This window comes from Variovorax sp. V93 (assembly GCF_041154485.1).
In the GTDB taxonomy this organism is placed as follows: domain Bacteria; phylum Pseudomonadota; class Gammaproteobacteria; order Burkholderiales; family Burkholderiaceae_C; genus Variovorax; species Variovorax beijingensis_A.
The window spans coordinates 4,387,485-4,408,953 of record NZ_AP028669.1; the positions used below are offsets into that span (position 1 = coordinate 4,387,485).

Annotated in this window: 20 protein-coding genes; 10 read left to right on the forward strand and 10 right to left on the reverse strand. The window is 67.8% G+C overall.

Annotation, left to right across the window (positions count from 1 at the left end; translation table 11 throughout):
• The 5 genes from coaE to ACAM54_RS20810 all read left to right on the forward strand — a co-directional run bounded on the left by coaE (nucleotide 1) and on the right by ACAM54_RS20810 (nucleotide 4,266).
• Complete coding sequence (coaE, locus tag ACAM54_RS20790) at nucleotides 1-606, forward strand: dephospho-CoA kinase (protein ID WP_192322490.1); 606 nt, start codon at nucleotides 1-3, stop codon at nucleotides 604-606.
• 77 nt (nucleotides 607-683) lie between these two features.
• Nucleotides 684-2,177 carry an MBOAT family protein gene (locus ACAM54_RS20795; RefSeq protein WP_369648811.1) on the forward strand — a complete coding sequence of 498 codons (1,494 nt, stop codon included), beginning with the start codon at nucleotides 684-686 and terminating at the stop codon, nucleotides 2,175-2,177.
• A 6-nt stretch (nucleotides 2,178-2,183) separates the two neighbouring features.
• Nucleotides 2,184-3,203 (forward strand): hypothetical protein, encoded by a 1,020-nt coding sequence (locus ACAM54_RS20800; protein ID WP_369648812.1) that lies wholly within the window; start codon nucleotides 2,184-2,186, stop codon nucleotides 3,201-3,203.
• Nucleotides 3,204-3,239: 36 nt separating this feature from the next.
• Nucleotides 3,240-3,995 (forward strand): cell division protein ZapD, encoded by a 756-nt coding sequence (gene zapD / locus ACAM54_RS20805; protein WP_018906807.1) that lies wholly within the window; start codon nucleotides 3,240-3,242, stop codon nucleotides 3,993-3,995.
• Between the two features lie 58 nt (nucleotides 3,996-4,053).
• Nucleotides 4,054-4,266: a DNA gyrase inhibitor YacG gene (locus ACAM54_RS20810; protein ID WP_145740436.1), complete on the forward strand. Its 213-nt coding sequence runs from the start codon at nucleotides 4,054-4,056 to the stop codon at nucleotides 4,264-4,266.
• A gap of 5 nt (nucleotides 4,267-4,271) precedes the next feature.
• Here ACAM54_RS20810 and ACAM54_RS20815 read toward each other — a convergent pair whose 3' ends face one another.
• From ACAM54_RS20815 to secA, 5 genes are all read right to left on the reverse strand, one after another.
• A complete protein-coding gene (locus ACAM54_RS20815; RefSeq protein WP_369648813.1) occupies nucleotides 4,272-6,227 on the reverse strand; it encodes an acyltransferase family protein in 1,956 nt (651 codons plus the stop codon).
• A 61-nt stretch (nucleotides 6,228-6,288) separates the two neighbouring features.
• A complete protein-coding gene (locus ACAM54_RS20820; protein WP_369648814.1) occupies nucleotides 6,289-6,744 on the reverse strand; it encodes a (deoxy)nucleoside triphosphate pyrophosphohydrolase in 456 nt (151 codons plus the stop codon).
• Nucleotides 6,741-7,616: an ATP-binding protein gene (locus ACAM54_RS20825; RefSeq protein WP_192322488.1), complete on the reverse strand. Its 876-nt coding sequence runs from the start codon at nucleotides 7,614-7,616 to the stop codon at nucleotides 6,741-6,743. The genes ACAM54_RS20820 and ACAM54_RS20825 overlap by 4 nt, the downstream gene beginning before the upstream one ends.
• A gap of 82 nt (nucleotides 7,617-7,698) precedes the next feature.
• Nucleotides 7,699-8,928 carry a bifunctional glutamate N-acetyltransferase/amino-acid acetyltransferase ArgJ gene (gene argJ / locus ACAM54_RS20830; protein ID WP_209536772.1) on the reverse strand — a complete coding sequence of 410 codons (1,230 nt, stop codon included), beginning with the start codon at nucleotides 8,926-8,928 and terminating at the stop codon, nucleotides 7,699-7,701.
• Between the two features lie 34 nt (nucleotides 8,929-8,962).
• A complete protein-coding gene (gene secA / locus ACAM54_RS20835) occupies nucleotides 8,963-11,755 on the reverse strand; it encodes a preprotein translocase subunit SecA (protein ID WP_369648815.1) in 2,793 nt (930 codons plus the stop codon).
• 195 nt (nucleotides 11,756-11,950) lie between these two features.
• On the opposite strand from secA, the gene ACAM54_RS20840 reads away from it, so the two are divergent.
• Nucleotides 11,951-12,259, forward strand: coding sequence for a hypothetical protein (locus tag ACAM54_RS20840; protein WP_309928227.1), 309 nt, complete (start codon nucleotides 11,951-11,953; stop codon nucleotides 12,257-12,259).
• Between the two features lie 31 nt (nucleotides 12,260-12,290).
• Here the strand turns inward: ACAM54_RS20840 and ACAM54_RS20845 are convergent, their stop codons facing one another.
• The 3 genes from ACAM54_RS20845 to ACAM54_RS20855 all read right to left on the reverse strand — a co-directional run bounded on the left by ACAM54_RS20845 (nucleotide 12,291) and on the right by ACAM54_RS20855 (nucleotide 17,754).
• The gene (locus tag ACAM54_RS20845; RefSeq protein ID WP_225612653.1) at nucleotides 12,291-13,001 is read right to left on the reverse strand and encodes a hypothetical protein; all 711 of its coding nucleotides are present in this window, start codon (nucleotides 12,999-13,001) and stop codon (nucleotides 12,291-12,293) included.
• Nucleotides 13,002-13,080: 79 nt separating this feature from the next.
• A complete protein-coding gene (locus tag ACAM54_RS20850; protein ID WP_145740422.1) occupies nucleotides 13,081-14,112 on the reverse strand; it encodes a response regulator transcription factor in 1,032 nt (343 codons plus the stop codon).
• Nucleotides 14,113-14,124: 12 nt separating this feature from the next.
• Nucleotides 14,125-17,754, reverse strand: coding sequence for an ATP-binding protein (locus tag ACAM54_RS20855; RefSeq protein ID WP_369648816.1), 3,630 nt, complete (start codon nucleotides 17,752-17,754; stop codon nucleotides 14,125-14,127).
• Between the two features lie 105 nt (nucleotides 17,755-17,859).
• Between ACAM54_RS20855 and ACAM54_RS20860 the strand changes: the two genes are divergently transcribed.
• The 4 genes from ACAM54_RS20860 to ureC are packed head-to-tail and all read left to right on the forward strand — an operon-like array spanning nucleotide 17,860 to nucleotide 20,825.
• Complete coding sequence (locus ACAM54_RS20860) at nucleotides 17,860-18,162, forward strand: urease subunit gamma (protein ID WP_015867014.1); 303 nt, start codon at nucleotides 17,860-17,862, stop codon at nucleotides 18,160-18,162.
• 27 nt (nucleotides 18,163-18,189) lie between these two features.
• Nucleotides 18,190-18,789: a HupE/UreJ family protein gene (locus ACAM54_RS20865; RefSeq protein ID WP_369648817.1), complete on the forward strand. Its 600-nt coding sequence runs from the start codon at nucleotides 18,190-18,192 to the stop codon at nucleotides 18,787-18,789.
• Nucleotides 18,790-18,797: 8 nt separating this feature from the next.
• Nucleotides 18,798-19,103, forward strand: a complete 306-nt coding sequence (locus ACAM54_RS20870) for an urease subunit beta (protein WP_126746995.1) — start codon at nucleotides 18,798-18,800, stop codon at nucleotides 19,101-19,103.
• 3 nt (nucleotides 19,104-19,106) lie between these two features.
• The gene (gene ureC / locus ACAM54_RS20875) at nucleotides 19,107-20,825 is read left to right on the forward strand and encodes an urease subunit alpha (protein WP_369648818.1); all 1,719 of its coding nucleotides are present in this window, start codon (nucleotides 19,107-19,109) and stop codon (nucleotides 20,823-20,825) included.
• Nucleotides 20,826-20,837: 12 nt separating this feature from the next.
• On the opposite strand, the gene ACAM54_RS20880 is transcribed toward ureC, so the two are convergent.
• The gene (locus ACAM54_RS20880; RefSeq protein ID WP_369648819.1) at nucleotides 20,838-21,230 is read right to left on the reverse strand and encodes a type II toxin-antitoxin system death-on-curing family toxin; all 393 of its coding nucleotides are present in this window, start codon (nucleotides 21,228-21,230) and stop codon (nucleotides 20,838-20,840) included.
• Nucleotides 21,227-21,451, reverse strand: coding sequence for an AbrB/MazE/SpoVT family DNA-binding domain-containing protein (locus ACAM54_RS20885; RefSeq protein ID WP_093023691.1), 225 nt, complete (start codon nucleotides 21,449-21,451; stop codon nucleotides 21,227-21,229). The genes ACAM54_RS20880 and ACAM54_RS20885 overlap by 4 nt, the downstream gene beginning before the upstream one ends.
• Nucleotides 21,452-21,469: the final 18 nt, after the last annotated feature.

Genomic DNA, 21,469 nt, shown 5'->3' on the forward strand with positions numbered 1-21,469 from the left:
GTGCGGCGCATCGGCCTGACGGGCGGCATCGGAAGCGGCAAGAGCACGGTCGCGGCCCTGCTGGTTGCCGAAGGTGCCGTGCTGGTCGACACCGACGCCATCGCGCGCCGCATTGCGCTGCCCGGAGGCATCGCGATGCCGGCCGTCGAGGCCGCCTTCGGGCCCACCGTCATCGCGGCGGACGGCGGACTCGACCGCGCAGCGATGCGGCAGCTCGTGTTCGCCGACAACAGCGCCAAAAAGCGCCTCGAATCGATCCTGCATCCGCTGATCGGCGCCGAGACGGAACGCATGGCCTCCAACGCCGGCCCGGACGCGGTGGTGGTCTTCGATGTGCCGCTGCTGGTCGAATCCGGCCGCTGGCGGGCCCTGGTCGACCGGGTGCTGGTGGTCGATGCCACCGAGCAAACACAGCTGCGGCGCGTCGTGGCGCGCTCCGGCTGGACGCCCGAGGCGGTGCGCGCGGTGATCGCCCAGCAGGCGCCGCGCGGGCTGCGCAGGGCGGCCGCGGACGCGGTCATTTTCAACGAGTCGCTCTCGCTGGAGGAACTCGCTGCAGAGGTCCGGAGTCTCTGGAAGCGGTGGGTTCCGCCCGGCACGCGATAATCCGGGACTGGCCGCCAGAGCGGCCGCATAACGACCAAGACAAAAAGGCGCTCGCCGGAGTGCCCTCACCTCCTGCGATGCTTTTCAATTCGTATCCCTTCATTTTTGTCTTCTTCCCGCTGGTACTGATCGGGTTCTTCCTGATCGGCAAGCGCAACGCCCGGTCCGCCGCAGGCTTCCTTGCCCTGGCCTCGCTGTTCTTCTACGGCTGGTGGAGCGTCAAGGCGCTTCCGCTGCTGGTGGCGTCGATCTGCATCAACTACTGGTTCGGGCTGCGCCTGTCGCCCGCGCCGGGCCGGGACGACCGCAAGCGCAAGTCGCTGCTGGTGGCGGCGCTGGTGGTCAACCTGGGCGTGCTCGCGGTCTTCAAGTACGCCAACTTCTTCGTTTCGAACGTGAACGACGGGCTGGCCGCAGCGGGCCTGTCGCAGATCCCGCTGCTGCACATCGTGCTGCCGATCGGCATCTCGTTCTACACCTTCACGCAGATCGCCTTCCTGGTCGACTGCTGGCAGGGCAAGGTGCATGAGCGCAGCTTCATCCACTACGTGCTGTTCGTCACCTACTTTCCGCACCTGATCGCGGGCCCGGTGCTGCACCACGCGCAGATGATGCCGCAGTTCGCCAACGCGGCCACTTACCGGTTCGACCCCAACAAGGTGGCGCTCGGCATTGCGATCTTCACCTTCGGCCTCGCCAAGAAGCTGCTGATCGCCGATCCGGTGGGGCAGTACGCCGACATGATGTTCAACGGCGTGCACAAGGGCATCGAGCCCACGCTCTACACCGCGTGGTTCGGCGCGCTCGCCTACACGCTGCAGATCTATTTCGACTTCTCGGGCTATTCGGACATGGCGGTCGGCCTGTCGCTGTGCCTGGGGGTGCAGCTTCCGCTCAACTTCCGCTCGCCCTACAAGTCGACCAACATCATCGAGTTCTGGCGGCGCTGGCACATCTCGCTGTCGAACTTCCTGCGCGACTATCTCTACGTGCCGCTGGGCGGCAACCGCAAGGGCCCGGCCCGGCGCTACCTGAACCTGTTCCTCACGATGCTGCTGGGCGGGCTCTGGCACGGCGCCGCCTGGACCTTCGTGATCTGGGGCGCGCTGCACGGCGTGTTCCTGATGATCAACCACCTCTGGAACGCCAAGGTGCGGCGCAACATTCCGGCAGGGCCGGTCGCGCACGTGCTGGGCTGGTTCCTGACCTTCCTGTGCGTGGTACTGGCCTGGATCGTGTTCCGCGCCGATGGCGTCCACACGGCCATGGCCATCTACAAGGGCATGCTCGGCCTGCACGGCGCACCGCCTTCCGCGTTCAGCGAGTTCGGGCCGGTTCCGTTCCGCAAGCCCGAGTTCTTCCAGACCATGCTCGTGGGCATCGTGATCTGCCTCGCATTGCCGCCGACGATCACGCTCGAGCGCTGGATTCCCCACCCGAAGGCGGTGGCCGGCCAGCGCGTCATGGCGTGGTGCTCCTCGGCCGTGCTGGCGATCGGTACCTTCGCGCTCTTCGCCTGGTGCGTCTCGAAGCTGGGCAACTACAGCCCGTTCCTCTACTTCCAATTCTGATTCGACATGACGACGCCCGCGAAAGTCTGGCTGCGGTTCTTCCTGATCGGCTACATCGTCCTGATGGCGCTGTGGATCGTTTCGCTTACCAGCCCCGTGCCTTACGGCGACCTCACGCGGATCGGCCGCCTGTCCGAGCGCGAATTCGGCTGGACCGCCCCGCCACCCAAGGTCGACCCCGCCTATCTCAAGGGCACGCCGGTGGACCAGGCCGACATCATGGTGATCGGCGACAGCTTCTCCATGACCTTCCGCTGGCAGTCGGTGCTTGCCAAGGCCGGCTACCGCGTCACGACCACCTATTGGGGCCAGTACGAGAACGCGCTGTGCAGCGACTTCGACCAATGGATCGAGCGCACGGGCTTCAAGGGCAAGCTGATCATCATCGAGAGCGTGGAACGCCTGCTCGGCGACCGCACCAAGGACAGCATGAAGTGCCAGAAGATGATCCGGCCCTACGACGCCATGGACCATCCGCTGATCACGCCCGACGAGACCGTGCCGAGCCCTGCGCCCAACTGGAACGTGCAGTTCCTGACCGGCATCACGACCTACTACAACACCTGGAAAGCGAAAAAGTCTGCAACAGACATCCACTTCGACTGGAACACCTGGGTGCGCCCGGTGCCCGACGGTTGCAAGCTCTTCTCCCACCGCCTGTGCGACAAGATGCCCTTTTTCGCTGAAGATGACGACAATGGGCCACTGACCCTTGCGCACCTGGAATGGATGAAGAATTTCACAAAGGCGCACAGCAAGCTTCCTATCATGTGGATGGTGATTCCCAACAAGACCACCGTGTACCTGAAGCCCGACTACTCGAAGGATTTCGAAGCCGGGTTCCGCACCTCCGGGCTGGCGGGACCGGATCTCTACGCGTTCACGCGCGAAAAGCACACGCAGATCCACGATTTCTATTTTTCGAACGACACCCACATGTCCATGCATGGCCAGCTCGCGCTGGGAGAACGCATGCTGGCGGCCGTGCGCGAGGTGGTGCCGACGCCTCCCTCGAAATCGCCCTGAAGCTATGATGGCTCGACAGGAAAGCTATAGAACCGCGTGATCCTCTACGAGTACCCCTTCAACGAGCGCATCCGCACCTACCTGCGGCTGGAGCACCTGTTCCGCCGCCTCGGGGAGCTGGTGCCCTCGGAGTCCGCGCTCTCGCACCACTACGCCCTGGTCACGATCTTCGAGATCATGGATGTCGCCGCGCGCGCCGACCTCAAGGCCGACGTGATGCGCGACCTGGACAAGCACAAGAACGTCTTCAACAGCTACCGCGGCAATCCGGCCATTGCCGAGGCCGTGCTCGACCAGGTGGTCGGCCAGCTCGAACGCAACTTCGCCACCCTCAATGCCGTTGCCGGCAAGGCCGGCCAGTCGCTGACCGAGAACGAGTGGCTCATGAGCATTCGCAGCCGCGCGGGCATTCCGGGCGGCACCTGCGAATTCGACCTGCCCGCCTACTACGCCTGGCAGCACCGCAGCGCGGCCAGCCGCCGCGCCGACCTCGAACGCTGGTCGGCCACGCTCTCGCCGCTGGCCGAATCCATCTACCTGCTGCTCAAGCTGCTGCGCGATGCCGACGTGCCCTACAAGGTCATCGCCACCGGCGGACAATTCCAGCAGAACCTGCCGCAGGGGCGCAGCTTCCAGTTGCTGCGCCTGCGCATCGATCCGCAGCTGGGGCTGATTCCCGAAATCAGCGGCAACCGGCTCATGGTGTCGGTGCGGATGATGCGGCACGAAGCCGACGACCGCCTGCACCCGAGCAGCGACGACGTCGCATTCGAACTCACGCTCTGCGCCTGAGCCGCCGGCTCGTCTCCAGGGCGCGCACCGCAGGGCAAGCACGAAGGTTATCCATCCCATGAGCGACGTGAACAAGATCGGCGAGCGGATCGTCCGCTGCCCCTCGTGTGGCGGCGACAGTGTCTACGCCGAACGCAACCCCTTTCGCCCCTTCTGCAGCGCACGCTGCAAGGGCATCGACTTCGGCGCCTGGGCCAGCGAGGAGTTCCGGATGCCGGCCGAAGCGCCGGCCGACGACGAGCCTTTCGGCGATCCGAAGAAAGTCCAGTAGGCGCGCTACGGCTGCGGCGCGAGCAGGACGCCGTCCAGATAGTCTGCGTATTGGCGCACGTAGGCCGGGCGCAGATGCTCCCGGTCCTTGTAGACCGGCGCGTCGTCCGGCGTTGCACGCAGGCACTGCCCGCCACCGCAAAGCCTGGCCATCACGTCGATGGGATCCGCGCCGCTCGCCCGCGCCAGCGCCTTCAGCTGCTCGTTGAGCCGCGCCTGCTCCGGCGGCAGCGACGCCGTGGGCGTGCTGCGCAATGCCACCATCCGGCCCATGCGGCTGCCTTCGATGAGGCGCCGCGGCTCGAACTCGGGGCCGCTGGCGTTGTCCAGCAGCAGGTAGACCTTCTTCTTTTGCCGCACCAGTTCGGCCAGCAGCTGCTCGAGCGAGGCCAGCGAACGGCCGAGGCCCTCGCCGCCGTTGTTCACGAGGTAGGCTGCATCGCCTTCGCGGAAGTAGAAGGGCAGCGCGAAGTTGCCCGTGAAATAGCAGTTCCAGCAGGCCCCGACCACCACCGTGTCGATCCGCGGATCGAGCGCCAGCGCCAGCATCTCGTCGCGCGCCTTTTCGCAGCCCGGGTTGCCTTCGGCGACCATGCCGGGCACCGGCGGGCAGGCGCCATAGGTCGAGAAGTACGTCGTCGCCATGCGCGCGGGCGCGCTATCCGCGAGCGCCAGGGCGCGGGGTGCGTATTGCAGGATGTGGCTGTCGCCGATCAGCAGGACCGTGCGCGGCCCGCTGCCCACGCGCTTGACCGGATGGGCGCCGATCTTCTGCTGCTCGAAGCCGGCGTAGTAGTTGTCGTCCACGGTGGCGTCGGTCACCTTGCGCAGCAGGTCGCTGCCGTTGCGCGGCGGCATGCCGCCCAGCGCCAGCAGGCCGGCCACTGCAATCGCCATGCTGCCGGCCACCAGCGAACGCAGCATGCCCACCTGGGTCCGCGCGCGGGTGAAGCGCTCGACGAAGCGATAGGTGAGCCAGGCCAGCGCCACGCTCGCCAGCACGAGGCAGGCGCGGATCCACGCCGCCGGCTCGCCCTCTTCCACGATGCGCGCATACACCAGCAGGGGCCAGTGCCACAGGTAGAGCGGATAGCTGATGAGCCCGATCCACACCATCGGCCGGCTCGCAAGCACATGCCTGTTGAGCAGGCCGGCAGGCCCGGCCGCGATGCAGCTCGCGGCGCCCAGCGTGGGCAGCAGCGCCCACCAGCCTGGAAAGGCCTTGTCGCTGCGGGTCATCACGAGCCCGAGCACGATCAGCCCCACGCCCAGGCAGGACTGCAGGTGGCTGCGCCAGGCCGGCGCCGGCGCCTTGCCCGCGGCCTTGAGGCGCATGCAGGCCAGGATGCCACCCACCATCAGTTCCCAGAAGCGCGAAGCGGGCGAATAGAAGGCCGCCGTGCGATAGGGATGGATGGTCAGCACATTGACGAGAAAAGATGCCACCGCAAGCACCCAGAGCAGCCGAAGGACGGGCCAGCGCCGGCGCCAGGCCAGCGCAAGCAGCAGGGGCCAGAAGATGTAGAACTGCTCCTCGATGCCCAGCGACCACAGGTGCAGCAGCGGCTTGGTTTCGGCCGCCGTGTCGAAGTACCCGGCCTCGCTCCAGAAGACGAAGTTGGCGATGAAGGCGGCGCCGCCCGCTGCCTGCTTGCCGAGTTCCGTGAACTCCCTGGGCAGCAGCGCATACCAGCCGAAGCCGAGCGTGGCCAGCAGCACCAGCGTGAGCGCCGGAAAGATCCGCCGGATGCGGCGTGCGTAGAAGTCGCGGTAGCTGAAGTCGCCCGCCGCGTGGCTCTGCATGATGATGGTCGTGATCAGGAAGCCCGAGATCACGAAGAAGATGTCGACCCCGATGAAGCCCCCCGGCAGCGCATCGGGAAACGCATGGAAGGCCAGCACCGAGGCCACCGCCACGGCGCGCAGGCCGTCGATGTCGGGGCGGTACTTGGGGTGCATCATGTGGTGCTTCAGGCCCGCGGCGCCGGCTGCACGCGCCCGTCCGCCTGCGCGGCCCCGTCCATCAGGCCAGCGTCGAGACCGCCAGCGCCGCCGAGGCCGGCAGGCCGCGCTCCTGGGTCAGCCATTCGAGCACCGGCAGGGCGCCCGGCAGCACCGGCGCCACGTCCAGCGGCAGCTGCTGCCAGCGCATGGCCTGGCCTTCGCGCATTTCGAACTCGCCGCTCCAGGCCGTGACCTTGCACCAGTGCAGCCGCACCAGTGCATGCGGATAGTCGTGCTCGGTGACCTTCCAGACTTCGGCGCCCGCGATGGTGATGCCGAGTTCTTCGTGCAGCTCTCGGCGCAGTGCCTGCTCCACCGTTTCGCCGGCTTCGATCTTGCCGCCCGGAAATTCCCAGAAGCCCGCATAGGCCTTGCCCTCGGGGCGGGTGGACAGCAGCAGCGCGTCGTCGGCCGGACGGATCAGCACGCCGACGGCCACCTCGGTGTGCTTGCGGCCTTGCGGCTGGCTGCTCATGCCGTGGCCCGCCCGGCGTAGTCGCGCGCGAACTGGTAGGCCACGCGGCCGCTGCGCGAACCGCGCTCGAGCGCCCACACCAGCGCCTCGGGCCGCGCCGCCTCGATGGCGGCGGTGTCGACGCCGAACGACGACAGCCACTGCGCGACGATCGCCAGGTATTCGTTCTGGCTGAACGGATAGAAGCTGACCCAGAGGCCGAAGCGCTCCGACAGCGAGATCTTTTCCTCGATCACCTCGCCGGGATGGACTTCGCCGTCCTCGGTGTGGGTGTAGCTGAGGTTGTCCTTCATGTATTCCGGCAGCAGGTGGCGCCGGTTGCTGGTCGCGTAGATCAGCACGTTGGGCGTGGCCGCGGCGATCGAGCCGTCGAGAATGGACTTGAGCGCCTTGTAGCCCGGCTCGCCCTCGTCGAAGCTCAGGTCGTCGCTGAACACGATGAACTTCTCGGGCCGCTGCGACACCACCTCGACGATGTCGGGCAGGTCGGTGAGTTCGGCCTTGTCGACCTCGATCAGCCGCAGCCCCTGCGGCGCATAGGCCTGCAGGCAGGCGCGGATGAGCGACGACTTGCCCGTGCCGCGCGCGCCGGTCAGCAGCACGTTGTTGGCCGGCTTGCCTTCGACGAACTGGCGCGTGTTGCGCTCGATCTTTTCCTTCTGGACGTCGATTTCCTTCAGGCTGTCGAGCGCCATGGCGGCCACGTGCTTGACGGGCTCGAGCACGCCGTGGCCCGAGCTGCGGCGGCGGTAGCGCCAGGCGATCGAGGCGTTCCAGTCGGCAGGAGCCGCCAACGGCTGGGGCAGGATCGATTCGATGCGGCCGATCAGCTGCTCGGCGCGCTCGATCAGCTTTTCGAACTTTTCGTTCATCGACGACCGCCCGGCCGCCCGAAGGGCGTTGAGCGCCCCCTCGGGGAGCAGCGAAGACACGAAGTGCGTAGCGTGGGGGCCATCATGACCTGTAGTCGGCGTTGATCGTGACGTACTCGTGGCTGAAGTCGCAGGTCCACACGGTTTCGCTGGCATTGCCGCGGCCCAGGCCGATGCGCACCGTGATCTCGCTCTGCTTCATCACGCGCTGGCCGTCTTCCTCGCGGTAGGACGGGTTGCGCCCGCCCTTGACGGCCACGTGCACGTCGTCGAGGAACAGGTCGATGCCGGTCTGGTCGAGATCCTCGATGCCCGCGTAACCCACGGCCGCGAGGATGCGGCCGAGGTTCGGGTCGCTCGCATAGAAGGCCGTCTTGACCAGCGGCGAATGGGCCACGGCATAGGCCACCTGCCTGCACTCGGCGGCATTGCGGCCGCCCTCGACCTGGATGGTGATGAACTTGGTCGCGCCCTCGCCGTCGCGCACGATGGCCTGCGCGAGCAGGCGCGCGACGTTCTGCATGGCCTCGACCAGGGCCTTGCCCTCGGGCGAATCGAGCGAGCTGATGGCGGCGTGCGCGGCCTTCTGGGTGGCGATGACCACGAAGGAATCGTTGGTCGAGGTGTCGCCGTCGATGGTCACGCGGTTGAACGAGGCATCGGCCAGCCGCCTGGCCAGCGGCTGGATCAGCGCGGGATCGATCTTGGCGTCGGTCGCCATGAAGCCCAGCATGGTCGCCATGTTCGGGCGGATCATGCCGGCGCCCTTGCTGATGCCGGTGATGGTGACGGTGGCGCCGCCGACCTGGACCCGCTGGCTGAACGCCTTGGGGATGGTGTCGGTGGTCATGATGCCTTCGGCCGCGCGCGCCCAGTGGTTCTCCGAAGCGTCGGCCAGCGCGGCGGGCAGGCCGGCTTCGATGCGGTCCACCGGCAGCGGTTCCATGATCACGCCGGTGGAGAACGGCAGGATCTGCTCGGGCGCGATCTCCAGCTGGCGCGCGAGCGCAATGCAGGTGGAGCGCGTGCGCATCAGGCCGTCTTCGCCGGTGCCGGCGTTGGCATTGCCGGTGTTGATGACCATGGCGCGGATGCCGTAGTTGGCTGCCAGGTGGTCGCGGCAGACCTGCACCGGCGCTGCGCAGAAGCGGTTCTGGGTGAACACGCCGCCGACCGCGGAGCCTTCGTCGATCAGCACGACGGTCAGATCCTTGCGGTTGGCCTTGCGCACACCCGCTTCGGCCACGCCGATGCGGACGCCGGGCACCGCGAACAAGGCGGCAGGATCAGGGGCGGACAGGTTCACGGGCATGGCGGTTTTCTCTTCTCGGAAGGGAGTTTCTGGGTCAGCTGAGCTTGCCGTGGCAGTGCTTGTACTTCTTGCCGCTGCCGCAGGGGCAAGGGTCGTTCCGGCCGACACGGGCGAAGGCCGCGGCCTCGGCACCGAGCGTGCCCAGCCCCAGCCCGGCGGCCGCGATGCGGCGCTGGTTTTCCTCATCCAGCCGCACCTCGACCTCGCCGGTTTCGGTGGGCGCGCTGTAGGTGATGTTCGACACGTTCTCGCCGCGGCTCTCGAGCGCTTCCGCGGCTTCCTCGAGCTGCTCGCCCGACTGCACGCGCACCGTCATGAGCTGGCGCGTGACTTCGTTCTTGACCGAATCGAGCAGCTGGCCGAAGAGTTCGAAGGCCTCGCGCTTGTACTCCTGCTTGGGCTGCTTCTGCGCATAGCCGCGCAGGTGGATGCCCTGGCGCAGGTAGTCGAGCGAGGCCAGGTGCTCGCGCCAGTGCGTGTCGATGCTCTGCAGCAGCACCATGCGTTCGAACTGGGTGAAATTTTCCTGGCCGATCAGCGCCACCTTGGCATCGAAGCTGTCGTTGGCGGCCTTCACCACCATGTCGACGATGTCCTCGTCGCTCACCGCCTCGGCCGCCTCGACCTGCTGCTTCAGGGGCATGTCGATGCCCCATTCGTTGGAAAGCGTCTTCTCCAGGCCCTGCAGGTCCCACTGCTCCTCGACCGATTCGGCCGGCACGTACTGCCGCACGAGGTCGGTGAAGCAGCCTTCGCGCAGCGCCGCGATCTGCGCCGAGAGGTCGGCCGCGTCGAGGATGTCGTTGCGCTGCTGGTAGATCACCTTGCGCTGGTCGTTCGAGACGTCGTCGTACTCGAGCAGCTGCTTGCGGATGTCGAAGTTGCGCGCCTCGACCTTGCGCTGCGCGCTCTCGATGCTGCGCGTGACGATGCCCGCTTCGATGGCCTCGCCATCGGGCATCTTGAGGCGGTCCATGATCGCCTTCACGCGGTCGCCCGCGAAGATGCGCATCAGCGGATCGTCCAGGCTCAGGTAGAAGCGCGAGGAGCCCGGGTCGCCCTGGCGGCCCGAACGTCCGCGCAGCTGGTTGTCGATGCGGCGCGACTCATGGCGCTCGGTCGCGATGATGCGCAGGCCGCCCAGCGACTTGACGAACTCGTGGTCCTTGGTCCATTCGGCGCGCACGTGCGCGATGTCGGCTGCCTTGGTGGCTTCGTCGCGGCCTTCGTCGTTCTCGATGGCCTCGATCATCTTCTCGATGTTGCCGCCCAGCACGATGTCGGTGCCGCGGCCGGCCATGTTGGTCGCGATGGTGATCATCTTCGTGCGGCCGGCCTGCGCCACGATGTCGGCTTCGCGTGCATGCTGCTTGGCGTTGAGCACCTGGTGCGGCAGGCCCGCCTGCGCGAGCAGGCCGTCGATGATCTCGGAGTTCTCGATCGACGAGGTGCCAACCAGCACGGGCTGGCCGCGCTCGTAGCATTCGCGGATGTCCTGGATGGCCGCTTCGTATTTCTCGCGCGTGGTCTTGTAGACGCGGTCGAGCTGGTCGTCGCGCTTGCTGATGCGGTTCGGCGGGATGATGACCGTCTCGAGGCCGTAGATTTCCTGGAACTCGTAGGCCTCGGTGTCGGCCGTGCCGGTCATGCCGGCCAGCTTGCTGTAGAGGCGGAAGTAGTTCTGGAAGGTGATGGACGCCAGCGTCTGGTTCTCGGCCTGGATCTGCACGCCTTCCTTGGCTTCCACGGCCTGGTGCAGGCCGTCGCTCCAGCGGCGGCCGGTCATGAGGCGGCCGGTGAATTCGTCGACGATGACCACTTCGCCCTGCTGCACCACGTAATGCTGGTCGCGGTGGTACAGGTGCCGCGCACGCAGCGCGGCGTTCAGGTGGTGCATCAGCGTGATGTTGGCCGGGTCGTAGAGCGACGCGCCCTCGGGCAGCAGCTTGAATTCGCCGAGCAGTTGCTCGGCCTTCTCGTGGCCGTCCTCGGTGAGGAACACCTGGTGGGTCTTCTCGTCGACCGTGAAGTCGCCCGGCACCGTGACGCCCTCGCCCGTGCGCGGATCGGCCTCGCCTTCCTGCTTGGTCAGCAAGGGCACCACCTTGTTGATGGCCAGGTAGAGGTCGGTGTGGTCTTCGGCCTGGCCGCTGATGATCAGCGGCGTGCGGGCCTCGTCGATCAGGATGGAGTCCACCTCGTCGACGATGGCGTAGTTCAGCACGCGCTGCACCCGGTCGCCGGGCTCGTACACCATGTTGTCGCGCAGGTAGTCGAAGCCGTACTCGTTGTTGGTGCCGTAGGTGATGTCGCTGGCGTAGGCCTGCTGCTTTTCCTCGCGCGGCATCTGCGGCAGGTTGATGCCCACCGTGAGGCCCAGGAAGTTGTACAGGCGGCCCATCCACTGGGCGTCGCGGTTGGCGAGGTAGTCGTTCACCGTGACCACGTGCACGCCCTTGCCGGACAGCGCGTTCAGGTACACCGGCAGCGTGGCCGTGAGGGTCTTGCCCTCGCCGGTGCGCATTTCGGCGATCTTGCCGTTGTGAAGGGCCATGCCGCCGAGCAGCTGCACGTCGAAGTGGCGCATCTTCATGACGCGCTTGGAGCCTTCGCGCACGGTGGCGAAGGCTTCGGGCAGCAGGTCGTCGAGGCTTTCGCCCTTGGCGATGCGGTCCTTGAACTCCTGGGTCTTGGCGCGCAGCCCATCGTCGCTGAGCTTCTCGAATTCGGGTTCGAGTGCATTGATGCGCTCCACCGTCTTGCGATACTGCTTGAGGAGCCGGTCGTTGCGACTGCCGAAAATCTGGGTCAGGAAGTTGGTTGCCATTGGCGTGGAGATGGGCGTGCACCTGACCAGGCAGGCACTGCGACCGGATTCCCTAAGATATGGTGAAAGCAGTTGGGCGCATCTTCTTCGAATGCAAGCTCCGAAGAAGGCAAGCGGCTCCAGACCGGATCTGCCGGCGCAAGCGTCGGCAAACCGGGCATTTTAGCTGCCCTTGTTCCACCCTCCGGATTACCCATGAATCGCCGTTCCGTCCCCCCCTTCACGCTGCAGCAGGCCGCCGAAGGTTCGCCCACCCTGGCGAGCCTGATCGCCCGTGCGCGCGACGCGAGCGAGCGGCTGCGGGCGGTCGAGGGGCTGATTCCGCCGGCCATGCGACCGGCCGTGCAGGCCGGCCCGGCCGAAGGCGACGTGTGGTGCCTGCTGGTCAACGGCAGCGCGGCCGCCGCCAAGCTGCGCCAGCTGTCGCCGGTGCTGGTCAGCCGGCTGCGCAGCAAGGGCTGGGACGTGAACACGATCCGGATCAAGGTGCAATCCGGGCGTTGACCGGAACGAACGGGCCCAGGCCTGCCGCCAGCTACTTCCACCCGAACTCGTGGTTCAGCCCGACGACGAAGCCGCGCACGCCGCCGGGCCCCGTCCTGGAGGCGCTCACATCCACGCTGACCTGCGGCGTGAGGCTGAAGCGCCCGCCGACGCGCGAAGTCCACACACCCGAAGCGCGGCTGCGCTCGGCGATCAGCGAGACCTTGTCATCGAGCGCCCACTCCGCCGCCAGCCCGCCGCGCGGCGTGCGCGCGCCCGTGCCGGTGGCCCAGTCGGCGCCGAGGTTGGCATGGACCTGCAGGCTGTCCGCGGGACGCCAGGTGACCGGCAGCACCAGTTGCCCGCCGGCACGGCCGCCGCGCCTGAGGTCGAACACGGCGCCGAGCGACAGCGCCGCGCTCAGCGGCGCATCGGCCGCGGGTCCGTAGAAATTCCATTTGAGCTGCGGCCCCGCAATGACCGAGTGCACGCCCTGCGCCGACAGCCGGTCGGCATTGAGCCCGAGCTCGACCGGCCCGACGCGGCAGGACGGACCGATGTGCAGCCCGTTCACCGGTTCGGTGCCGGTGCGGCCCCACCAGGCTTCGTACTGGCACTGGCCCGGATCGAGCATGCCGGCGTCGTCGACGTCGAAATGGCCTGCCGCATGCGCACCCGCGCTTGCCACCAGGCAGGCCGCCACCCACGGCCAGGCAGGTTGCGGCCGTCGAATCGTTGTTGTTCTGCGTCTGTTCTTTTTCATCGCCCGTCATCCCGAAGTCCCCGGCATTCTAGGGAGGGCAAAAGTCGCCGCGGCGGCGCGGCGCCCGCGGGGCCGATTCTCAGATCTCGAACTGCGGCTGCAGCTCGCGGATGCGCTTGATGGCCACGCCCGCGGCGGCGGTGCGGGTCTCGACGCCGAGCTTCACGTACACCCGCTCCAGGTGCTTCTTGGCCGTGGCGGGGCTGCTGCCCAGGATCTCGCCGATGTCCTTGTTGGTCTTGCCCTTGACCACCCAGTAGAGCACTTCGGCCTCGCGCGCCGTAAGCTTCAGGCTCAGGCTCATGGCCTCGATCACGGCGGTGTCGGAGACCTCGCGCATGACGATCATCCATTCGTCGCCGTCGTCGTCCTGCCCGGTCTGCCGATGCAGGCGCAGGCTCAGGCTGCTTGCGCTCGCGCCCTGGGACGGGCCGGCGGAACCCTGCACGATGGAAAGCGCCGGCGGCTCGATGCCCTGCTGCCTGGCCTCGGGCGCATGGCGCCGCAGCCATTCGAGCACCACGGGCGGCGTCTCGGGTGCGCGGGTGTCGCAGTAGCGCTGCAGCAGCTCGCGCGCGAGCGCCGTCTGCCAGATCAGCTTGCCCTCGGGCAGGCGCACCGTGATGCTCGCGTAGCCGAAGGCGTCGAGCGCATTGCGCGCCTGGCCGGCCTGGCGCGCGTCCTGCCGGGCGCGGCGGGCGCCCTGCAGGTGCACGTTCATTCGGGCCAGCACTTCCTTGGGTTTGATCGGCTTGGTGACGTAGTCGACGCCGCCGGCCTCGAGCGCGGCCACCAGGTGCTCGGTTTCGGTGAGGCCGGTCATGAAGACGATGGGGATGTGCGCCGTCGCGGCATCGGCCTTGAGCCGGCGCGCCACCTCGAAGCCGTCGATGCCCGGCATCATCGCGTCGAGCAGCACGATGTCGGGGCGCGCCTGCGCGGCGCGCTGCAGCGCCTGTTCGCCGTTGGTGGCAATGAGCACGGTGTAGCCCGACTCGTCGAGCGCATCGTGCAGCACCGCGAGGTTGTCGGGCACGTCGTCGACGATCAGCACCAGGTCGCTGTTGGCGCCCTGTTCGCGCAGCGTTCTTGCAAGTGGTGTGGTTTCCATGGGACTTGTTCTTCAGGCCGCGCTGACCGCGGCGGCCAGCGCCCGGCTCATGGCCTCGAACTGGAACTGGCGCGCGAGGATGCGCTGCGCCTCGGTCCAGGCCAGGCATTCGGGCTCTTCGGTATCGATCTCGTCGAGCTGGTTCATGATGCCGCGAAAGTAGCCCAGGTTCACCGCTTCGTCGAGTGCGCGCAGCCGCGCCAGCGAAGGCGCCCGCATGGCGCGCGCCGCGGCGGCGGGCGCGGGCTTGGCCGCCGTGTCGGTCCACCGCAGGCCGAGGCGGCGCTCGAGCCAGTCGAGCAGTTCCGTGTGGCGCACCGGCTTGACGAAGAAGTCTTCCGGCGCAATGCCCACGTCGTTTTCCAGGCCCTTGTCAAAGGCATTGGCCGAGACGATGGCCACGCAGGCATCGGCCAGCCCGAGCCTGCGCGCGCGGCGGATGGTCTCCCAGCCGTCGATGCCCGGCATCGCGAGGTCGACGAACATCGCATCGGGCCGGTAGCCGGCCGCGACGAGGTCGAGCGCGTCGTGGCCGCTGGCGGCGCTGCGCAGCTCGAAGCCGAGCGGCGCCAGCACGTGGCCGAGCAGTTCGCGGTCGGCCTCCTCGTTGTCGACCACCAGCAGCCGCCGGCGCGGGCCTTCGTAGCCGCGCCGCGCAGGCTGCAGCGGCACCGGCCGGCCCGAGGCGCCGGCCGCATCGTGCACGCGCGGCAGGAAGAGCCGCACGCAGAAGAGCGAACCTTCGCCCGGGGTGCTGCGCACCTTCATCTCGCCGCCCATCAGGTCGGTCAGCATCTTGGCGATGGTGAGGCCCAGCCCCGCGCCGGGCGTGGAGGCCGCGGCCGCATCGCCGCGCGTGAAGGGCTCGAAGATGCGCTCGATGTCCTCGGCCGTCATGCCGGGGCCGGTGTCCTCGATCTCGACCGAGGCGAATTCGCGCGCGTACGACAGCCGCAGCCTCACCTCGCCCGCGGCCGTGAACTTGATGGCATTGCCCAGCAGGTTGATGAGGATCTGGCACACGCGCTTCTCGTCGGCGCGCACCACCTCGGGCAAGCTGCCCGTGGTCTCGAAGCGGAAGCGCAGGCCCTTCTCGGCCGCCTGCAGCTCGAACATGTCGGCCAGCTCGCGCAGGGTGTCGGCAAAGCGCATGGGCCTGGCATGCAGCGTGAGCTTGCCGGCCTCGATGTGGGCAATGGCCAGCGTGCCCTCGATGAGCGACAGCAGATGCTCGCCGCCGCGCTTGATCACCGCCACCGCCTGCTGGCGGTGCGGCGGCACGGACTGGTCCTCGCCCATCAGCTGCGCGTAGCCCAGGATGCTGTTGAGCGGCGTGCGCAGCTCATGGCTGATGGCACTGATGTAGCGGCTCTTGGCCTGGTTGGCCTGGTCGGCGGCGCGCCGCGCCTGCTCGGCCGCAAGCTTGGCCTGCTCGGCGACTTCGCGCGCCTCCTCCGCGGTCTGCTTGGCCGACTGCAATGCGCGGTCGGTCGCGCGGTGCAGTTCGATCTCTCGCATCAGCAGATGGGTCTGGCGGTTCGATTCTTCCTGCGCGACTCTCCGGCTCTGGTGCGCCAGCACCAGCCACCAGGCCACCACGCCCGCAATCACCAGCAGCGCCATGTACGCCTTCAGAAAGCCCGAGCGCAGCGCCGACTGCTGCACGCCGGCCAGCGCCTCGGCCAGTTCCGACTGCGAAGCCAGCTGCTGCGCGCTCTCGGCCAATGCGCGCAGCTCCTGCTGGTAGAGCACGCCGAACACCACCGCCAGCACCGGCACGATGATCAGCATCAGCAGCAGGAAGTGCCCCAGCCCGGTGTCGAGGTAGCGCCAGCTGAAGCGCGGCAGCAGCCAGCGCAGCACCGACGACCATTGCGCCGACAGGCTCGCATGCGGCTTGCACAGGTCGCCGCAGCGCGCGTCGAGCGTGCAGCACAGCGAGCAGATCACGCCCTGGTAGGCCGGGCAGTGGGCCATGTCGGGGCCTTCGTACTCGCGCTCGCAGATCACGCAGTGCTGCACTTTGAGGCGCTGGTAGCTGCCTTCCGCGCCGCCCTCGTCCACGGCATGCTCGACCCGCGCCCAGCGCACCGCGCGCGGGCCCGCGGCGGGTGCGAAGGCGACCGCACCATGGCCGGCCGAGCCCCGCGCCAGGTAGTACTTGCCGCCCGTGGCCCAGGCCAGCAGCGGCGAAACCACCAGCGCCGTGCCCAGCGCGATGAGCGCCGAGAAAGCCTGCGCGAGCGGCCCGAACACGCCCAGGTGCGCGGTGATCGACAGCACCGAGGCCAGCGCCATCGCGCCGACGCCCACCGGGTTGATGTCCCACAGGTGGGCCCGCTTGAACTCGATGCCCGGCGGCGACAGGCCCAGCGGCTTGTTGATGACCAGGTCGGCCACCACCGCCATCATCCAGGCGATGGCGATGTTGGCGAACAGGCCGAGCACGTCGCCCAGCGCCTCGAACACGTTCATCTCCATCAGCATGAAGGCAATGAGCGCGTTGAACACCACCCACACCACGCGCCCCGGATGACTGTGCGCCACGCGCGAGAAGAAATTGCTCCAGGCCAGCGAGCCCGCATAGGCGTTGGTCACGTTGATCTTGAGCTGCGAGATCACCACGAACAGCGCGGTCGCGGCCACGGCCCAACCGTAGTTCGGAAACACGTACTCGTAGGCCGCGAGGTACATCTGGTTGGGATCGACCGCCCGCTCGACCGGCACCATGTGCGTGATCGCCAGATAGGCCAGCAGCGCGCCGCCCAGCATCTTGACCACGCCCAGCACCACCCATCCCGGCCCGCCGGCCAGCACGCCAGCCCACCAGCGCCGCGCGCCCGCGGCGGTGCGCGCGGGCATGAAGCGCAGGTAGTCGGCCTGTTCCCCCATCTGGGTGATCAGCGCGATGCCGACCGTCAGCGCCGCGCCAAACAGGTGCAGGTCAAAGCCCTTGGCACCGGCCTTCACACCGTTGTAGTGCACGATGCCCGCGAACGCACCAGGATCGCGCACCAGCACGAAGACAAAGGGCACCACCAGCATCACCAGCCAGAGCGGCTGCGTCCACAGCTGCAGCCGGCTGATGGCCGAGACACCGTGCGTCACGAGCGGAATCACCACCAGCGCGCACACCAGGTAGCCCCAGACCGGCGGCACGCCGAGCGCGAGCTCGAGCGCATAGGCCATCACCGCCGCCTCGAGCGCGAAGAAGATGAAGGTGAACGAGGCGTAGATCAGCGAGGTGAGCGTGGAGCCGATGTAGCCGAAGCCCGCGCCGCGCGTGAGCAGGTCCATGTCGACGCCGTAGCGCGCGGCATACACGCTGATCGGCAGGCCCGCCAGGAAGATGATGAGCCCCGTGGCCACGATGGCCCAGAACGCGTTGGCGAAGCCGTACTGAACCAGCAACGTCGCGCCCACCGCCTCCAGCACCAGGAACGATGCCGCGCCGAAGGCCGTGTTGGCCACGCGCCATTCGGACCACTTGCGAAAGCGCTGCGGCGTGTAGCGCAGCGCGTAGTCCTCGAGCGTCTCGCTCGCCACCCAGCTGTTGTAGTCGCGCCGCACCTTGACGATGCGCTGGGGCGCGTCATCGGGGCTGGGGGTGGCGGCGTCCGGGTTCACACCGTTTCGGTGCATCTTTCGTGCCATCCATACGTCTTTTGGCGAACACCGGCACGACTGTTGCAAAGACGAAGCCTGCCCAATAATGGCCGACCTCCCCGCCACCCGAAGCCGCCTCCCATGGAACTGACCCCGCGCGAAAAAGACAAGCTGCTGATCTTCACCGCAGCACTGCTGGCCGAACGCCGCAAGGCGCGGGGACTGAAGCTCAACTATCCCGAAGCCGTCGCGCTGATCTCCGCCGCCGTGATGGAAGGCGCGCGCGACGGCAAGAGCGTCGCGGCGCTGATGAGCGAAGGCCGCACCGTGCTCACCCGCGCCGACGTGATGGACGGCATCGCCGAGATGATCCCGGACATCCAGGTGGAAGCCACCTTTCCCGACGGCACCAAGCTGGTCACCGTCCACCAACCCATCGTCTGATCGCCCTCCAGAACAAGAAAGCCTGCCATGCGCCACAACGCTTCCAAGACCCTTGCCCTCATTGCCATGCTGCTGCCGCTCGCGGCCGGCGCCCACACCGGCGCCGACGGCGGCGTGCACCACGGCTTTGCCACCGGCTTCCTGCACCCGCTGACCGGCGCCGACCATCTCGCGGCCATGGTCGCGGTCGGCCTCTGGAGCGCGCTGGCCGCGCGCCGCGCCTGGCCCGACCTGCTGTGGGCGCCGCTGGCCTTCGCGGGCATGCTGCTCGTGGGCGCGCTGATGGGGCTGGCGGGCGTGCAGCTGCCGGCGGTCGAACCGATGATCGCGGCTTCGCTGCTGGTGCTGGGCCTGCTGGTGGCCACGCGCATCCACCTGCCGGCCGCAGCGGCCGCGGCGCTGGTGGGCGTGTTCGCCGTCTTCCACGGCGTGGCGCACGGCCACGAACTGGCCAGAGAAGACGGCGCCGCCCTCACGCTGGCCGGCATGGTCGGCGCCACCATGCTGCTGCACGCAGCGGGCATCGCCGCAGGCTGGGCGCTGCGCCACGCCAACGCATGGCTGCCGCGCATGGCCGGCGCCGCGGTGCTCGGCCTGGGCGCAACGCTGCTGGCACAGGCCATCTGAGGCGGGCCATGATCCCCGGCGAACTCTTCACCGACGACGGCGAGCACACGCTCAACCCGGGCCGCCGCACCCTCACGCTGGTGGTGCAGAACACCGCCGACCGGCCGATCCAGGTCGGCTCGCACTACCACTTCGCCGAGACCAACGGCGCGCTCGGCTTCGACCGCGAGGCCGCGCGCGGCATGCGGCTGAACATCGCCTCGGGCGCCGCGGTGCGCTTCGAGCCGGGCCAGCAGCGCACGGTCGAACTCGTCGACTTTTCGGGCGACCGCGTCGTCTACGGCTTTCGCGGCCTCGTTCAAGGAAAGCTCTAAGCCATGGCAACGATTGGACGGCGTGCGTACGCCGAGATCTTCGGACCCACCGTGGGCGACCGGGTGCGGCTCGCCGACACCGAGCTCGTCATCGAGGTCGAGGCCGACTACACGCTGCGCGCCGGCGGCTACGGCGAGGAAGTGAAGTTCGGCGGCGGCAAGACGATCCGCGACGGCATGGCGCAGTCGCAGCGCACCAGGGCCCAGGGTGCGGTCGACACGGTGCTGACCAACGCGCTGATCCTCGACCACTGGGGCATCGTGAAGGCCGACATCGGCCTGAAGGACGGGCGCATCGCCGCCATCGGCAAGGCCGGCAACCCCGACGTGCAGCCGGGCGTGGACATCGTCATCGGCCCCGGCACCGAGATCATCAGCTGCGAGGGCAACATCGTCACGGCCGGCGGCATCGACAGCCACATCCACTTCATCTGCCCGCAGCAGATCGAGGAAGCACTCGCCTCCGGCATCACCACCATGCTGGGCGGCGGCACCGGCCCCGCCACCGGCACCTTCGCGACCACCGCCACGCCCGGCCCGTGGCACATCGAGCGCATGCTGCAGGCCGCCGATGCGTTCCCGATGAACCTGGGCTTCCTCGGCAAGGGCAACGCGAGCCTGCCCGATGCGCTGCACGAGCAGATCGAGGCCGGCGTGATCGGACTCAAGCTGCATGAAGACTGGGGCACCACGCCTTCGGCCATCAGCAATTGCCTGGACGTGGCCGACGCCACCGACACGCAGGTGGCGATCCACAGCGACACGCTCAACGAATCGGGCTTCGTCGAGAACACCATCGCGGCCGTGGGCGGCCGCGCCATCTGCGCCTTCCACACCGAAGGCGCGGGCGGCGGCCATGCGCCCGACATCCTGCGCGTGGTGGGCGAGGAGAACTTCCTGCCCTCCTCCACCAACCCCACCATGCCCTACACGGTGAACACGCTCGACGAGCACGTCGACATGCTCATGGTGTGCCACCACCTGGACGCCGGCATTGCCGAGGACCTGGCCTTTGCCGAGTCGCGCATCCGCAAGGAGACCATCGCCGCCGAGGACGTGCTGCACGACCTGGGCACGATCAGCATGTTCAGCTCCGACAGCCAGGCCATGGGCCGCGTCGGCGAAGTGGTGCTGCGCTGCTGGCAGACGGCGCACAAGATGAAGCTGCAGCGCGGCAAGCTCGCCGAAGACAACGAGCGCAACGACAACTTCCGCGCGAAGCGCTACGTGGCCAAGTACACGATCAACCCCGCCATCTCGCACGGCATCGCGCACGAGGTGGGCTCGATCGAGGTCGGCAAGTGGGCCGACATCGTGATCTGGAAACCCGCTTTCTTCGGCGTGAAGCCCTTCACCCTCATCAAGGGCGGCACCATCGCCATGGCCGCCATGGGCGACCCCAATGCGTCGATCCCCACGCCGCAGCCGGTGCACTACCGGCCGATGTTCGGCAGCTACGGCGGCTCGCTGGCCAGGAGCTCGCTGACCTTCGTCTCGCAGGCCGGACTGGCCGCGGGCATCAAGGAGCGCTACGGCCTTTCGAAGCACCTGAGCGCGGTGAAGAACATCCGCAACGTGCGCAAGAAGGACCTGGTCCACAACGGCTACACGCCGAAGATGGAGATCGATGCGCAGACCTATGCGGTGCGCGCCGACGGACATCTGCTGACCTGCGATCCGGCGGTGCAGCTACCCCTGACGCAGCGGTATTTTCTGTTCTAGATGCCGCAGGCCTCAGGCCGAACGGGGTGCCATGTGGCCACGGATCCAGCTGGCAAAGCTGCTTTCGTCCACGGCGCTGGCGGCCACGTCGAGCATCACCAGCGTGGCCTCGGCCTGCGTGGCCACCAGCCGCTGGCTGTTCAGGGCAAGGAGCAGACCGACGGACAGGAAGGCCGCGCGCGTATTGCCGTCGACGAACGGATGGTTCTTGGCCAGTCCCACGCCGTAGGCCGCCGCGAGGTCGGCCACGTCGGGCGATCCGTAGCTCACGAGGTGGAGCGGGCGTGCCAGTGCGGACTGCAACATCGTTTCGTCGCGCAGGCCCGAGGCCCCGCCGTGCTCGGCGAGGCTTTCGTCATGCAACAGGATCAGGGTGCGCCTGTCGATCCAGCGCCAGGCGCTCATTTGGCGAGCTGGTGGAAGGTGTCGCGGAATTCGCGCATGAATTCGCGGCCCAGCTTCAGCTGTTCTTCGACATCGGGGTCGTACGGCGTCAGGGTGACGCCATTGGCAGCCTCGGTCAGGAACAGCGTATCGCCCTTTTCCACCTTGAGCCGCGCCAGCACTTCCTTGGGAAGAATCACCCCGACGGAGTTGCCGATCTGGGTCAATTTGAGTGCCGACATGAAGGGCTCCAAAGTTAT

What these genes read in the sequence shown, in the direction of transcription:
- secA (WP_369648815.1), bottom strand. Translation starts at nt 11,755, where the DNA reads ATGGCAACCAACTTCCTGACCCAGATTTTCGGCAGTCGCAACGACCGG.
- ACAM54_RS20850 (WP_145740422.1), bottom strand. Translation starts at nt 14,112, where the DNA reads ATGGAAACCACACCACTTGCAAGAACGCTGCGCGAACAGGGCGCCAAC.
- ACAM54_RS20860 (WP_015867014.1), top strand. Translation starts at nt 17,860, where the DNA reads ATGGAACTGACCCCGCGCGAAAAAGACAAGCTGCTGATCTTCACCGCA.
- ACAM54_RS20815 (WP_369648813.1), bottom strand. Translation starts at nt 6,227, where the DNA reads ATGATGCACCCCAAGTACCGCCCCGACATCGACGGCCTGCGCGCCGTG.
- ACAM54_RS20845 (WP_225612653.1), bottom strand. Translation starts at nt 13,001, where the DNA reads ATGAAAAAGAACAGACGCAGAACAACAACGATTCGACGGCCGCAACCT.
- ACAM54_RS20810 (WP_145740436.1), top strand. Translation starts at nt 4,054, where the DNA reads ATGAGCGACGTGAACAAGATCGGCGAGCGGATCGTCCGCTGCCCCTCG.
- ACAM54_RS20865 (WP_369648817.1), top strand. Translation starts at nt 18,190, where the DNA reads ATGCGCCACAACGCTTCCAAGACCCTTGCCCTCATTGCCATGCTGCTG.
- ACAM54_RS20820 (WP_369648814.1), bottom strand. Translation starts at nt 6,744, where the DNA reads ATGAGCAGCCAGCCGCAAGGCCGCAAGCACACCGAGGTGGCCGTCGGC.
- ACAM54_RS20825 (WP_192322488.1), bottom strand. Translation starts at nt 7,616, where the DNA reads ATGAACGAAAAGTTCGAAAAGCTGATCGAGCGCGCCGAGCAGCTGATC.
- ureC (WP_369648818.1), top strand. Translation starts at nt 19,107, where the DNA reads ATGGCAACGATTGGACGGCGTGCGTACGCCGAGATCTTCGGACCCACC.
- ACAM54_RS20880 (WP_369648819.1), bottom strand. Translation starts at nt 21,230, where the DNA reads ATGAGCGCCTGGCGCTGGATCGACAGGCGCACCCTGATCCTGTTGCAT.
- argJ (WP_209536772.1), bottom strand. Translation starts at nt 8,928, where the DNA reads ATGCCCGTGAACCTGTCCGCCCCTGATCCTGCCGCCTTGTTCGCGGTG.
- ACAM54_RS20855 (WP_369648816.1), bottom strand. Translation starts at nt 17,754, where the DNA reads ATGCACCGAAACGGTGTGAACCCGGACGCCGCCACCCCCAGCCCCGAT.
- ACAM54_RS20795 (WP_369648811.1), top strand. Translation starts at nt 684, where the DNA reads ATGCTTTTCAATTCGTATCCCTTCATTTTTGTCTTCTTCCCGCTGGTA.
- ACAM54_RS20800 (WP_369648812.1), top strand. Translation starts at nt 2,184, where the DNA reads ATGACGACGCCCGCGAAAGTCTGGCTGCGGTTCTTCCTGATCGGCTAC.
- ACAM54_RS20870 (WP_126746995.1), top strand. Translation starts at nt 18,798, where the DNA reads ATGATCCCCGGCGAACTCTTCACCGACGACGGCGAGCACACGCTCAAC.
- ACAM54_RS20885 (WP_093023691.1), bottom strand. Translation starts at nt 21,451, where the DNA reads ATGTCGGCACTCAAATTGACCCAGATCGGCAACTCCGTCGGGGTGATT.
- ACAM54_RS20840 (WP_309928227.1), top strand. Translation starts at nt 11,951, where the DNA reads ATGAATCGCCGTTCCGTCCCCCCCTTCACGCTGCAGCAGGCCGCCGAA.